A 14699-nucleotide genomic window follows, 5' to 3' on the forward strand; every position below is an offset into this window, starting at 1 on the left:
TATTTTTATTTACTTATAAATTAGTTGTGAAATGAATCTTTATGTTGGCATTTTAGTCAAAATAAAAATTAAATTAATCATATATAAAACGTTGATCTTAAACTAGCTCATCGATCTATAAATGTTTGTGAAGTCATTATACATTGCCACATCAGTTGTGTAAGCGGTTGCATTATCAACCTTGTGAGTCTATATTAAGGGCGTAAATAAAAACAAGCGCTTATTTTACTTACTACTAATTGATAATACTTATAAATGTAGGAAGGACACCGTTTATTATGAATGAAAAAATGAATGCTTTAGTAATGACTAAAAAACAAAAAATGGAAATGGAAAAACTTGACGTACCCACTCCAAAAGATGATGAAGTTCTGGTTGAAACGGCCTACGCTGGTTTATGTGGAACCGATAATGGGTTATTTAATGGCTTACCAGGGTCGACTGATGCCACTCCACCAATTGTGTTAGGTCACGAAAATTCAGGTGTTGTTGCCGCAGTTGGTAAAAACGTCAAAGATTTTAAGAAGGGTGATCGGGTTGCGGTTGATCCAAACATTTACTGTGACAAGTGTTTTTACTGTAGAACTGGTCGTTATGAGTTATGTGATAACTTGTCAGCGATTGGAGTTACACGAAATGGTGGTCTTGAACAATACTTTACCGCGCCAGAAAAAGTGGTTTATAAATTACCTGACTCCATCTCGTTACAAGCAGCTTGCTCACTTGAGCCGATTTCATGTGTGGTCCACGCCATGAAAATTACTGAAAATATTACTCCATACCAAAAAGCCTTAATTATTGGTGATGGATTCATGGCGAAACTATTTGCCCAAATCCTTAGAGCTTATGGCATTCAAAGCATTGATATGGCTGGTCTCAATGATCAGGTCTTACATCAAATGAAAACTGATTTTAAGTTAAATAAAGTGATTAATACGTCTAAGACGCCGATTGAAGAAAATTATGATTTTGTAGTTGAGGCGGTCGGCCGTCCCGAAACTCAGGAAGAAGCCGCTGAGCACACTAATAAAGGTGCACAAGTTATGATGTTTGGAGTTGGAAAGCCAGATCAAACTTTCTCCATGAATACTTACAACGTCTTTAAGAAACAATTGACCATTAAGGGCTCAATCATTAATCCACACGCTTTTGAAGATTCAATTGCGTTATTAGAGTCCGGAGCCGTTCAAACTGAACCATTTCAAAATAATATCCTAAAACTGGATGAAGTTGAAGGTGCCTTGAATCACACTACTCCTAAGGTGGGTAAGATCGTTGTTGCGGTAAATCCAGATCTTAAATAGAAAATGTGATATTATGGCTCAGGAAAAAACGCCAAGAACGATTTCAATGCCCGTCTCAATTGTTTACTTTATCATCTCGATTATCATTAATTCGCTTGGGAACGTTTTAACTTTAGTTACCAGCGCCAAGGTCTTTCCACATTTTTTGGGATCGGCGTATTGGACCGCTGCTGAAACTAATCTGAGTATCGCCATTCACTGGGATTTATTCTGGACCTTCGTCCTGGTTGGAATTATTATCATCATTTTAAATGCAATTTTGATTGGTAAATGGGACTGGGGACGCGCGGTTGGTAATCTCATCTTTATGATCCCGTTTTCCTGGTTAGTTCAGGTATTTTATGATTTATTCACTCAAATTATTAGGTTACCTGATGCTCACACTCCATTATTAATTACGATTTATGTCCTTGTTAATTTTATAGGAGTGGCGTTAATCGGAATCGCGATTTCGATTTATCAACGGGTTAATCTGGTACTGCATCCCAACGATGATTTGATGCAAATTCTCCGTTTCAAGTATTTCAAGGGTAACGCTACTAAAGCAATGTGGGCTTCCTACATTCCTCCTACGATTGTTGAAATCATTGCTTTTCTCATCACTCATCAGATCGAATACTACGGAATTGGGACGATCTTTGCCTTCCTATTTCAGGGAAGTATCACGGGAGTTGCCGATCGATTGGTTTTCCCAAGATTAAAGCATCAGGGTATTAGTACCACCCCGGCTAAGAGTGAATCGATGGTTGCAAAGGATATTGATACTGACAAGCAAAAAGCAACTAAAGATAGAAACGGGAAAAGAAAATGATAATTAATGATCATTAATTATCATTTTACAAAAATTAAGCATATTGGAATCTCAATAGATTAGGGTTTACTGAAACTAAGAGATAAAATTTTAAATGCTCCATAACTATTAGCGAAGATATCTAATGGTTATGGAGCATTTTTATAATGAAATATCAGAAGGTATGACAATTTTTAAAACTTTATCCCAATTTTTTGGGAAATTTATTTTTTTTGCAATGGTAGGAGTAATATATTCATTTATTTCATTAATGAAAGAATTCCAATCATCCTTATTTTGTTGAGGTGTTCCTACATAGTTATACTTAAGAATTAATAGTTCCCAAAATAAACCTCTAAAAATTGTATTGTTTTCTGCATTCAAAATTTCAAGATCTTTCTGATTAAAAAATGATCTTTTTATTTGTATATAGTTATTAAATAAAATATTGTCTGAATGATTTACAGAGTTTCTTAACACCACTAATGCTTGTGTAAACTGAAAAATTGCTGATGGTGTCCTGGGTTTATTATTTTGTAAATCTTTATTTAATTGATAAATAGTAACAGCAAATTCTCTCGCTAATGATTTGTTTAAAATAATTAAAAATTTGCTAAAAGTCCCAAAAGTTATTTTATCGATCATATACCATAAGGGAATATTACCGTTATACTTATCTAAACACTTGTTAAAATCAGATCCTTGTTTTTCATAAGATTCTAATTCCATTACTGTATGATTAATCCAATTATTATAATTGGATCTTTTTTTTGTGATTGGAGCATTTTTCATATATCGTTAAATTATAATGATCATACATAAATGCTATGTTATTAACCTTACAATCACTGTTTTTTTCTGAAAAATCAATTATTTCATTAACAAGAGTGTTTTTTAAATGATTTTCTATGGGCGGAATTAAAGTAGATAATTTTTTACTAAAAAGATTATTAAGATGATATAGATCCATTACATCATTCATGGATCCATTTTTACAGTGGTATAAAAATGGTCTAAATTTACTATATATAACTGTCGAGAGCAAAGAGATAAAAGCATTTTCATCAAAATCTTTGTTAAATCTTATTCCATACTTTCTTTTTACTAGATTGGTAAGTTCTATGTTATCTAGCGGAATAGGTGGATCATCGATTTTAGAAATACCAGTATTTTCGTATTTAATGGGGAATTTTAATACCCTTTTCTTAAATTCTACGGGAATTTCATAATTATATGCTTTCATTGGAACAATTAACACATTAGATTTTTTATTAGACCTTTTTTCATCAAGGTAAAATAAGATAATGTCTTTTTTTATTTTGATATTTGAGGTTATTTTTTTACCATTTCTTATAATTTCTTCATTAATAAAAAAGGATATTTTATTGTTCTTCATAAATTTCTCCAAAAAAAAGGTTGGTCACGTCCGTAATAATAGTTATCACGCCCAACCAACATCTGTTACTCTAATCATACTATGAACAATTTGTAATTACAATAAAAATATTGAATATTTATAGAATTGATGCAAGTTCTAACAAACATTAAGTTTTAAAGAAATCAATATATTACTTCATCTCAATGATAACCTTACCAGTGGCATGATGCGATTCTAGTAACTTAAATCCCTCAAAGACCTCACTGAAGGGGAAGACCCTATCAACAATCGGTTTAAGTTCATGGTTTTCAATCATGTTAGTTAAGAGCTCTAGTTGACGACCACTGGGGTGCATAATAAAGAAGGTATATTCAACGTGGTATTTTTTGGCTAACAGCTTCAGGGGACTGCTGGCAATTCCAAATAAAATTGATTTTAGGAGGCCCAAATGATGTTGTGCGCCAAATTTGAAAGTGGGAATGCCATTAACTGTAACTAGTTTGCCGCCAGGTTTCAGGATCTTAAAGGTCTTTGATAGGGTTTTGCCACCCTGAGTGTCAAAAGCCAAATCGTAATTTTTTAATACTTCAGAGAAATCCGTGGTGTGGTAATCAATTACTTGGTCGGCACCTAGTGAGCGCACTAAATCAAAGTTCTTTTTACTGGTAGTAGTGGCGACGTAAGCACCACTGCTTTAGCAATTTGGATTGCCATGGTGCCCACTCCACCTGAACCGGCTTGGATGAAGACTTTTTGGCCCTTTTTCAGTTTCCCAATTTCGATTAGCGCTTGATAGCTCGTTAATCCAGTTAAAGGGACAGCACTCGCATCGGTTAGTGATAGGTTCCTGGGAGTTTTGGCGATGTCATTTTCATTAGTGGAAATAAATTCGGTCAACGTACCACTTTGAAAATCATCGGGACGTCCGTATACTTGATCACCCAGTTTAAATTTAGTAACCTTTTTACCCACACGAACGACGGTGCCCGAAAAGTCATTGCCAACCGTGATGGGTAATTTATATGGCATGATGATCTTGACTTTACCCGATTGAATCGTGTAATCAATCGGATTTAGAGACGAAGCCTTAATTGATACCAAGACCTCATTGTCATTTATGTGTGGAACGGGAATGGTGTCTTTCACAAATGGGTGTCGATATTTGATAAGCCGCAGGGCGGGCATTTTCTTAGGATGTTAATCATCTTAGTTTCCTCCTACATGAATTTAGGGACAATCAGATCCATCAAACGAGTGGGTAAGATGGCGTTAAAGAAAATCGTTGGTTTAGCCCCAAATCCAATTAGATATCTTGGTCTGGGATGCTTGTCTTCAATGGTTTTTTTGATCGTTTTAGCAATTAATGCTGGTTGTGAAGCCAGTTTAGAGGCATAGAGCTGGTTATTTTTCTTTTCCATCTCTTTAGCGGCTTGTTCGTATTTGGTTCCCATCGATGAATCAACTAATTTTTTCATTGCGATTTTAGACCAATTACTTTTAACTACGCCTGGTTCAATTAAAACGACTTTGATCCCAAATCTTTTGACTTCCATCCGTAATGAATCACTTAGGGTTTCGACGGTGTGTTTGGAGGCGAAGTACCAACCAGCGAGGGGACTACTAAATCTTCCGGCCATGGAAGAAATATTAATAATTTCTCCTGAGTGTTGTTTTTCCATAAGTGGTAAAACCAATTTAGTTAAAGCCACAAGGCCAAAGACATTGACGTCAAATTGACGTTTGGCTTCCTCAATACTGACGTTTTCGATGGCACCAAAAGAACCGTATCCGGCGCCGTTAATTAAAACATCAATTTTGCCAGCCTTTTGGATAATTTGATTAACCCCGACTTGCATCGATGCTTGACTAGTAACATCCATTTTAATTGGAGTTACACCTAAATCTTTTAAAGAATCCATGGGAGTGATGTTTCTGGCAGCTCCAAAAACTTGGAAACCTGATTTTGCCAGTAATTTGGCAGTTTGGTATCCCATTCCAGAACTAGCTCCAGTAATTAAAACGGTTTTCATTAGTTATCTCCTCGTAATATAAGATTTTATTGAATAAGTTACACGTGTATATTATAATACAATTGTTACTTTAGCAACTACATACTTAAAAAAGGTGATCACAAATGGAACAAAAGGTAGATCGAAGAATTCGTAAGACGCAAGGAGCCATCCAAGCTAGCTTTAAAGAATTATTACAAGCGGGAACCAGTTTAGATGATCTCTCGGTTAAAATGATCTGTGATAAAGCTGATATCACGAGGAAAGCCTTCTACGATCACTATGCTGATAAGTCTGAATTGGTTTTGGATTTCATGGATTCTTATTTTGACGAATTAAAATTGACCTGTCGAGATATCAATGACACTAAAATCCAAGCAAAAATTGAACTCTGGATCGATTTTTTCACCCAGAATCAAACCTTTTTCAGTAATTTACTTAAAAGTCAAAATTCATATCAGTTTCGTAAAGAGTTCCATGCTTTTACGAAGGAGCAGCTCGCTTTTGTCATCAAAGATATTAGTCAAACTGAGTTGGATTTCATTTGTTATGGGATTGACGGAATTATCGAAAAGATCATTTTATCCGAACAACCAATTGATAAGGCTAAGTTAGCTAGCAACGTGAAGACAATTTTAAAGCCGTATTTAACTCAAAATATTTAAATAGTTGTGGTTATGTACAAAAAAGGGATGCTGAACTCATCGTTCAGCATCCCTTTTGATATTCTATAAAATCTTTTCTAATTTTTGTAAATGACCCATTCGCTTGTTGATCTTGTTGTGAATGTGGCGTCTTACGAAGTACTTTCTGAGCTCATCGAGCAATACTAGTGGAATTGGGATGGCAATCAGGTAGATCCAATCACTGACACCAATTGAGTAGGTTCCAAAGACACTTTGTAGGAACGGTACGTAGATTAGCAGGGTGATCAAGACAATCTGGAATGCGATCCCCCACATAATACGATGGTTACTGAAGATCCCAATCTTGAACAATGAGGTTACACGAGTACGACAGTTTAGGACGGCGGCAATCTGACAGAATCCAATGGCAGCAAGTGTCATCGTCGTGGCTTCAGCATAGATGTTTCCGCTGGCAAACAATGGAACATGAGGCCAGCCGTGCTGGTAGTTGGCGAAGAAGTAGGCTCCCGTTGAAATGATGGAGGCAAACAGTCCGTACCAACCAAACGCCTTGGCGATAATTCCCTTGTTTAACAAATGAGAATCACGGGGACGTGGTGGCTGATCCATAATTCCTGGTTCACTCTTTTCGGTTCCCAGTCCTAGAGCTGGAAGTAAATCAGTTCCAAGGTCAACGGTCAGAATTTCCATTACCGTTAATGGTAGGGGAATAGCACCGTTAGAGATTAGGAACAGGATGGATGGGAAAGCTTCGGCCATGTTACTGTTCAAAATATAGAGCAAGAACTTCTGAATGTTACTGTAGACGGTTCGTCCTTCTTCGATCGCAGCAACGATTGAAGCAAAGTTGTCGTCGGTTAAGATCATGTCGGCGGCATCTTTGGCAACGTCAGTTCCGTTTACACCCATGGCAATTCCGATGTTAGCCTTCTTTAGGGCAGGTGCATCGTTGACCCCATCACCAGTTGCGGCAACGACGTTACCATTCTTTTGACACATGGAGACGATACGGTACTTATCTTCAGGAGCCACCCGGGCGAAGATGACTTCTCCCTTAACAGCCTCTTGAAGTTGATCGTCTGACATGGCTGATAATTCTTCGCCGGTGATGACTCGTGCCTTATCGGAGGTAATGCCGATCTGAACGGCAATGCTCTTAGCGGTTAGGGAACTGTCACCAGTGACCATGATGATCTTGATGTCAGCACTGTGACATTTCTTAACGGCGTCAAAGATTTCTTCTCGTGGTGGATCTGACATAACGGCCAAACCTACGAAAACAAGGTTCTTTTCGGTGTTATCAACCGTGGCCTTGTTTGGATCATCGGTATCGTTATCACGGTAGGCAAAGGCTAAAGAACGAAGTCCGTTTTTGGCGTAATCCGCGTTAGCCTTGTTAATTTTCTTTTTGTCGTCTTCAGTGATGGGACGAACCTGGCCATTTACCAGGATGCGATTACAGATGGAGAGGATGTTGTCTAGACCACCTTTGGTGTAGATGACGTCTTCGCCGTTTTCAGGATCTTTTTGAATCGTGGTCATTCGACGGCGGTTGGCGTCAAATGGCAATTCTTTTAGACGTGGATTCTTTTCTGCTGAGTCATCTTTTTTCAGCCCAGCCTTGTCGGTTAAAATGTTTAACCCAGCTTCGGTTGGAGTTCCTAAAATTGAAGGAGCCTTTTTGTCGTCTGGGTCGTATTTAATTGAAGTATCGTTATTTAATAGTGCGATGTTTAACAGGAGCGCGAGATCTTTTTCGTTAGATAAATCAACGTCTTTTCCGTTAAACTGGATCTTTCCGTTATTGAAATATCCGGTTCCAGTGACGTTGTATTCCTTATCGGGAAGCCAAACGTGGTTGACCGTCATCTGATTTTGCGTCAGAGTCCCGGTCTTATCGGAACAAATCACGTTGGTTTCACCCAAGGTCTCAACACTGTCTAGGTCCTTTAAGAGGGCGTGTTTCTTAGCCATGACTTGAGTTCCGTGAGCTAAGGAAAGCGTGACGGTTGGTAGAAGTCCTTCAGGAATGAAAGCTACGATCATCCCAAGCGCAAAGATAAATGACTTGGCAAGTGGATAATGAACGAAGTAGATGGCTAAGATGAAGAAGGTAATTCCAATCGCAAAGGCGATAATTGAAATCTGACGAGTTAAGCGATTCAGCTCCTTGGTAAGTGGTGAAACGGTGGCCTTTTGATTCTGGGTCAAACTAGCAATCTTACCAAATTCAGTGTTCATCCCGGTCTTAACGGCTAGTACCGTGGCAGTTCCGTTCGTAACCACCGTTCCGGCATAGACCACGTTGGAGATGGCAAATTTGCCATCGCCGTGGTGATACTTAGTATCCTTGTCAACGGGAAGCGATTCACCGGTCAAGGCGGATTCATCGACTTGAAGGGAAGCCGAATGAACGACAACCCCATCAACGGGAATGGCGTTTCCAGCTTGCAACTGTAGGAGATCGCCAGGGACAATCTCATCTGCGTTAATCTGGATCGATTTGCCGTTTCGAATCACGTTAACGTAGGTTGGCAATAAGCTACTTAAAGCATCGGTGGCCTTCTTAGCCGCGTGTTCCTCCCAAAATGAGAAGAGTCCGTTAATAATATTAACCGCCCAAATGGCGATTCCTAGATCAACGGTGCCCGCAAGAATCGCGATTACACCACTGACCCACAACAGCATCGCCATTAATGAGGTGAAGTTTTTCAGAAAGGCAACGATTCCAGATTGCTGCTTCCCCTTCTTAATGACGTTGTAGCCGTCAGTTTGTAACTTTTGTTTTGCTTCGCTGGTAGTTAGGCCCTTTGTGATTGAGGTGTCTAGCTTGCTAGTGAGATCTGACGATGACATTTTGGCGTAGTCATCGTCAGTTAGAATTTTGTTATCCAATGTTTCTCACCCCTTTTTCCAAATATCGCTTAGAAACTGCTTCTAAACAACCGTGGATTGATTTTAGGCTCTTTTTTCAAAAAAGCAATAGAAAAAACTGACATTTGAGAAATAAATGAACAAAATGGATGAATTACCTTACTGACAGTAACGGCTAGCTACGTCAATAAATTAATTTATTTTGAAATTGGGGTGGCTTTCTTCCTATTAAGTGGGAATAATTGCCGCACTATCTTTTTTGAATTATCATAAATTTAACTACTGCAAAGGAGTCTTAAAATGGTTAAATTTATTGAACGTGAACATCCGTTTTCACCAGCCGATACGGATTTTGTGGAGCGCAAATTCATTGATATTCCGTATGCTGAGGGAGAACGACATAAACTAGACATCTATTTACCAAATGAGAAGCGTGATAGTTACCCAGTTATCATCGACGTGCACGGTGGGGGAATGTACTTTGGCCAGAAAAGTTCCTTTAAACTAAATGGAGCATTGGAACTCTTAAAGCGTGGTTACGCGGTTGTCAGTCCCAATTATTCTCTGAGTTACATGAAGCCATTTCCGATCGCCATCTATGAGCTAAAAGCCGTGGTCCGGTTCGTCAAAGCCCATGCTGATAGCTATCACTTTGATAGTAACGCAGTTTTCATGATGGGGGAATCATCAGGGGCTCAATTGGCCATGTTACTGGCGGCTTCTGAAGCCAGCGGTCACTTGGAAAGCGATTTCGGCTCTGATTTTGACTACTCTAGTCAGGTCAATGGGGTAATTTCGTCGTATGGTTTGTACGACATGGCACTTTTGAAGCCGGAGTTTGAAGCCCTCGGACAGGTTCCTAATTTTAAGGAGACGGGAGACTCCGATTCCTTTGAAGGTGCAATGTTGGGATTTCATCGACCCGTTGATGTTCCTGACCTGGTGGCTGAGGCCGATCCAACCACGTACTTGAATGAAGCGATGGTGCCCGCACTACTCTATGCTGGAACTGGTGATCGGGTGGTGCCGTATGTTCAGACCATTAACATGGCCGCTGAACTTATTAAGTTCATTGGCAAGCAGAACGTTGAAGTCCATATCATTGATGGTGTTCCCCATGGTCCAAGCGGCTTCATGAACGAGACCGTCTTTGATCAAAAAGATCAGTTTATGAAACGAGTAATGAAACAAAATAAAAATGCATCCTAGTGGGATGCATTTTTATTTTAATTAATGAAAGAAGTGAGCAATCGTACCATTTTGAACTAGAACAGAAATTCCTAGCATAATGTACACGACTGATGAGAAGTAGCGACCGTATTTACCTAAAATATTTTTGATGGGCTTGTTATCTTCAATTAAAATAGCAACAAAGAAAAAAATAACTGCCATTACTATCATAGTAATGAGGGCTGAGAATAATTCTAGATTGGTCTTTTTAATAAAGATGGGAATGAAAACTGCCACATTATCAGCGCCACACGCAGTGATGGTAATCGCTATGACCTTTGTCACGATTCTTAGTTTAGAAATGTTGGAGTCACCATCAATTTCATCCCTGGAGTGTGGTTTTAGTGGAATTAGTTCCTTAATTCCAAACAGGATCGGGAAGATTCCGAGTAATCCTAGGATCCACATTTCAGGAACTGCCCCCAGGATACGTGCGATTGCCATTGGCAAGAGGGTTAATCCGACCGTCCCAATTAAGTCGCCGGTTAAGACTAGCTTTGGATTTTTGTATGATCCTAACAGGAGCACTAGAACCAACAGGTAATCCAGATTAGTTGAAAAATAAGCCACAACTGAGTTGAAAATGATTTCGATCATTGATTAACTCCTTAAAATTCGCGGACTGCGATGACAATACTGTCAACGACAAAGAAAAAAGAAAATGGTAAGCAAGCTTACCATATTGGTTATAAATGATCCAATTGGTCTCATGAATAATAAAAGGGCGACAAGAAGTAAAACCCGACGAGTGAGAAGGAGTCAAAGCGTTTGCTTTTGGTGGTAATTATAGGTGGGTCTCCTTACTGATTATTTTTCATGTTCTTTTTTAAAATATTTTTGACTTGATCCATGAGCATAATTATTCTTTCGTTGCTTCTAGGAAGACTATATCTTGTTGATCTTCCCCTTCCTTCTTGTATAATAATATGTTTGCTTTTTAGATTGTTTATATTTGTAGTTACAATTGTTCTACTATAACCTGTCTTTTCTTCTAGTTCTTTATGGGTAAGCGATAATGCTGGTGATGATTGGATTAATTTTATTATGTTGGCTTCTCTTTTATTTATTTTATGATTTGAGAATGAACTTGCATAAGTAACTTTCCAAATTTTTAAATTAGTATTAATAAGATTAGTTTCGATATCTGGTAACCTTAATTTACTATTTGAAGCAGCTTCTTTAATTGCTTCACCACCACTTCCAGCTCTTTCTCCAAATCCAATTTGAATAAATAATTTAGATATAATAGGGTTTCTTGTTTTAGATTTATTAGTATCGAAAAAGTCTTGTTTATTTATCAGCATTTTACCTGGATTCGTAAATTCATAGTAATTGGGAAAATAGTTTATTTTAGATCCAATGTCACTATAATAATCTGCGTGTATTAGGGTATTTAATAATCCTTCTCTTAGTGCCACTTGCATTTGTCCACTAGTATCTATTCTTGTATTATCATTGTCTAGTTTAAAATGTTCTTTTGTGGATATTCGAAGTTTTTCATTAACAATTTTAAAAAATGAATAAATATTTAAATCATCTTCAATTGAAGAGACCCTTTCTTTCCACCTATCCTGCATTGGATCACTTTTATCATAGTAATCGAGTTGAAAATTTGGAAAAGCATGCAGTATAGCATTATTTTTTCCGAAAAATAATAGTCCCCCAGCCGTTATTCCAAGTTTTCCATCATTTTCATAATCTTTTGAAATTACTCCAATTCTTTGTAAAAATTCTTCAGTGTTTAATTTATTATAGTTTATTGATTTTTTTCTTTTAGTTATCTGTTGTTTATAATCATTTATATTTTCTTCATTTAGATCTTCTATCCAGAAGTTTTGTAAAACAGCAGTATCTAAATCTGTTTTTGCGTCTCTCATAAGAGTTTTAAACTCTGAATGTGATACTTTAGCATCTGTTGCGCCCTTACGAATAAATACTTGACTAAAATTATGTTTTACACAAATTGGTTTATCCGTAAGTGCTTCTCTAACTTTGATTTCTATAACAATATTTCCTGTGTTTAATTTATGTTGACTTATGTCTTCATTTTGGATTGTACTGTGAGAGACAGCTTCATTATTGATTGCAGACCAAAATTGATCCAAAATACCCTGTATTTTTTGGGGATCTATACCTGTGGGATAAAATTTATGTTTCTTTTCAGTAATACCTAGATATATTATGCCACCATCAGTATTTTCGAAAGCAGAGATACTTTCCCACATATCGTGAGACAAAGAATTGGCATTTGTTTTATATTCAATATATTCGCTTTCGTTTGGTAATTTCTTAGTAAAATCCATCATTTCTCCTTAATATTATAATAATCATGCAGAAAACCTGCAGAAAACCTGCAGAAAAAATAAGCTAAAAGCGTTGTTTTAACAGCATTTATGTGTATAAAGTTATTAAAAACCTGCAGAAAACCTGCAGAAAACCTGCAGAAAAATTCAATCACTTGGCTTTATTTTTTCACCCTTTTTGGTTTAACTAACAACATGTTGATGAGAACCATGGCAATTAAAATGATGAGTCCCATCGGTAGATAGGTGTTTTCACCCATAATGCCGACCAATGGTGAAACGATCCCACCCATGGCGTTCTGGGTTAATCCAACTAACGCAGAAGCACTGCCAGCATTGCGGTCAGCAGCGTTCATGGCGACGGTCGTTGAGAGGGTCAGTAAGGCTCCAATAAACAGTAAAATAATGAAAACTAAGATCATTACTACTAGGAGGTTTTTGAACCAGATGGCACTAAGAGTCAAGATGAGGCTGGTTACGATGGTAGCCTTGATGAATTCTTTTAGGAGTTTAATGGAATCGGTTTTCATTACCAGGCGTCCTGGAAGGGCACTTCCAACTCCAATGGCTACTCCATTGATGGCGTATAAGAAGCTAAAGTCGGTAACGGACATGTGAAACTGACTTTGAAAGACGAACGATGAAGAAGAGATGTAACTAAATAAGGATCCGTAGACAAGGCCGGTAGCTAGTACTAACCGGAAAAACTTGGGATCTTTAAGCAGGTGAAACATCTGAACTTCAGACTGAAATAGGGAGCCGGTACTACGGTTATCAGGAGAAAGCGTTTCAGGAATACCAAAGATGCACATTAGAACGATTATAATCCCGATGACTCCGAGAATTAGGAAGATGCCCTGCCAATCCGTTACTTTAATGATCAAGCCACCAAAAATGGGGGCAATAATGGGGAAAATCCCGTTGACGGCGGTTAATAATGAGTAAAACCGCGTAAGAATTTTACCCTCAAACATGTCCCGAGCTACCGCCCTAGAAATGACCTGACCCGTTGCTCCAGCAATCCCTTGAATCAGCCGGAGTGAGATGAGGGCATAGATGTTAGGAATGAAGGCGATCATGGCAGATGAGAGGGAAAAGAGGAGAAAACCAATGATTAAGAGTGGTTTTCGTCCGTATCGATCACTTAAGGGACCGATGATAACCTGACCAACCGCTAGTCCAATTAAGCAGGCCGTGATACTTAGCTGCATCATGGAAGCGTTGGTGTGAAAGGTTGCCATCATCTGGGGGAGTGCTGGCATGTAGAGGTCCATTGAAAGTGGACCGGTTGCGCTTACAATTCCCAGAAGAACCGCTAACCATATGATATGACTCTTTTTTGTTTCCATTTTTTCATCCCTAGTAAAAATTTTTCGATCAATGACGCACTAATTGCTATTATAAGGTATACTTACTAAATATATAAAGAAAATTTTAGGGATTCAGTTCATACCCTAGTAAATCATTAGTGATAGAATAAAATTATACATAATGATTGAGGAGAAGTTGAAATGAAATTTTTTAAGAGTGTCATGAGTTGGGTGATTCCAATTGCGATTGGACTGATCCTGGCCTTACTAATCAGACAGTATTTATTTACGCTGGCCAAGGTTGATGGCCCTTCGATGCAACCTAACCTTGAGAGTGGCGAGCGGATCATGGTTTTCAGACAGGCTAAGATTAAGCACCGCAGTGTGGTTGTGTTTGATGCAGCGGGAGAAGATCCCACCGCAGCTCCTAACACTGACTACGTCAAGCGGGTCATTGGTCTTCCTGGTGACACCGTTGCCTTTCGTGGTGGAAACATCTACGTGAACAACAAGAAGGTTAATCAGGACTACATCAGTAAGGATCAGCAACAAAAGGGAACTTACTATAACCGCATGCCCGGTGACTGGGATCTAACCAGTTTGTCTAAGAACTGGCCTAAAAACAAAGGTGCTGTGAAGGTTCCTCAGGGAGAATACTTTGTTTTAGGGGATCATCGAAGTGTTTCCAACGACAGTCGTTATTGGGGCTTTGTTCCAAAGAATAAGGTTGTTGGGGTTGTGAAGACTTTCCCATGGAATACAACTAAACAAAAGCGTTATAATATCAATGAATTAGGATATTAAATCAATAAAAAGCTCATCATTTATGGTGGGCTTTTTATTTAAATTAATTT

General features: G+C 38.1%; 14 protein-coding genes. 5 read left to right on the forward strand and 9 right to left on the reverse strand.

Annotation, left to right across the window (positions count from 1 at the left end; genetic code table 11):
• The first annotated feature begins 290 nt into the window (after positions 1-290).
• Together LfDm3_RS02065 and LfDm3_RS02070 are read left to right on the forward strand one after the other, a co-directional pair.
• Entirely contained in the window at positions 291-1304 is a 1014-nt protein-coding gene (locus tag LfDm3_RS02065) for a zinc-dependent alcohol dehydrogenase family protein (RefSeq protein WP_029327137.1), read from the forward strand.
• A 13-nt stretch (positions 1305-1317) separates the two neighbouring features.
• Positions 1318-2115, forward strand: coding sequence for a fructose permease (locus tag LfDm3_RS02070; RefSeq protein ID WP_039143664.1), 798 nt, complete (start codon positions 1318-1320; stop codon positions 2113-2115).
• 141 nt (positions 2116-2256) lie between these two features.
• Here the strand turns inward: LfDm3_RS02070 and LfDm3_RS02075 are convergent, their stop codons facing one another.
• From LfDm3_RS02075 to LfDm3_RS02090, 5 genes are all read right to left on the reverse strand, one after another.
• Positions 2257-2886 (reverse strand): Abi family protein, encoded by a 630-nt coding sequence (locus tag LfDm3_RS02075; protein ID WP_082019949.1) that lies wholly within the window; start codon positions 2884-2886, stop codon positions 2257-2259.
• Entirely contained in the window at positions 2846-3490 is a 645-nt protein-coding gene (locus tag LfDm3_RS02080) for a hypothetical protein (protein WP_039143669.1), read from the reverse strand. The genes LfDm3_RS02075 and LfDm3_RS02080 overlap by 41 nt, the downstream gene beginning before the upstream one ends.
• Before the next feature lie 172 nt (positions 3491-3662).
• Entirely contained in the window at positions 3663-4115 is a 453-nt protein-coding gene (locus tag LfDm3_RS06910; RefSeq protein ID WP_225349299.1) for a zinc-binding dehydrogenase, read from the reverse strand.
• Entirely contained in the window at positions 4115-4618 is a 504-nt protein-coding gene (locus tag LfDm3_RS06915; RefSeq protein ID WP_225349300.1) for an NADP-dependent oxidoreductase, read from the reverse strand. Before LfDm3_RS06915 ends, LfDm3_RS06910 begins: the two co-directional genes overlap by 1 nt.
• A 71-nt stretch (positions 4619-4689) precedes the next feature.
• Positions 4690-5502, reverse strand: coding sequence for an oxidoreductase (locus LfDm3_RS02090; RefSeq protein WP_039143671.1), 813 nt, complete (start codon positions 5500-5502; stop codon positions 4690-4692).
• A 104-nt stretch (positions 5503-5606) separates the two neighbouring features.
• Between LfDm3_RS02090 and LfDm3_RS02095 the strand changes: the two genes are divergently transcribed.
• Positions 5607-6146, forward strand: coding sequence for a TetR/AcrR family transcriptional regulator (locus tag LfDm3_RS02095; protein ID WP_039143673.1), 540 nt, complete (start codon positions 5607-5609; stop codon positions 6144-6146).
• Between the two features lie 63 nt (positions 6147-6209).
• Here the strand turns inward: LfDm3_RS02095 and LfDm3_RS02100 are convergent, their stop codons facing one another.
• Positions 6210-8984 (reverse strand): cation-translocating P-type ATPase, encoded by a 2775-nt coding sequence (locus tag LfDm3_RS02100; protein ID WP_052236577.1) that lies wholly within the window; start codon positions 8982-8984, stop codon positions 6210-6212.
• A gap of 318 nt (positions 8985-9302) precedes the next feature.
• On the opposite strand from LfDm3_RS02100, the gene LfDm3_RS02105 reads away from it, so the two are divergent.
• A complete protein-coding gene (locus LfDm3_RS02105; protein ID WP_039143678.1) occupies positions 9303-10211 on the forward strand; it encodes an alpha/beta hydrolase in 909 nt (302 codons plus the stop codon).
• 21 nt (positions 10212-10232) lie between these two features.
• On the opposite strand, the gene LfDm3_RS02110 is transcribed toward LfDm3_RS02105, so the two are convergent.
• From LfDm3_RS02110 to LfDm3_RS02120, 3 genes are all read right to left on the reverse strand, one after another.
• Positions 10233-10829, reverse strand: coding sequence for a cadmium resistance transporter (locus LfDm3_RS02110; protein ID WP_039143680.1), 597 nt, complete (start codon positions 10827-10829; stop codon positions 10233-10235).
• Between the two features lie 203 nt (positions 10830-11032).
• Positions 11033-12538 carry an RNA-binding domain-containing protein gene (locus tag LfDm3_RS02115; protein ID WP_082019950.1) on the reverse strand — a complete coding sequence of 502 codons (1506 nt, stop codon included), beginning with the start codon at positions 12536-12538 and terminating at the stop codon, positions 11033-11035.
• Between the two features lie 158 nt (positions 12539-12696).
• Positions 12697-13884, reverse strand: a complete 1188-nt coding sequence (locus LfDm3_RS02120; protein ID WP_039143685.1) for a multidrug effflux MFS transporter — start codon at positions 13882-13884, stop codon at positions 12697-12699.
• A 162-nt stretch (positions 13885-14046) separates the two neighbouring features.
• On the opposite strand from LfDm3_RS02120, the gene lepB reads away from it, so the two are divergent.
• Positions 14047-14649 carry a signal peptidase I gene (gene lepB, locus LfDm3_RS02125; RefSeq protein WP_039143688.1) on the forward strand — a complete coding sequence of 201 codons (603 nt, stop codon included), beginning with the start codon at positions 14047-14049 and terminating at the stop codon, positions 14647-14649.
• The last annotated feature ends 50 nt before the right edge of the window (positions 14650-14699 follow it).

Source organism: Fructilactobacillus fructivorans (genome assembly GCF_000814735.1).
Lineage (GTDB): Bacteria > Bacillota > Bacilli > Lactobacillales > Lactobacillaceae > Fructilactobacillus > Fructilactobacillus fructivorans.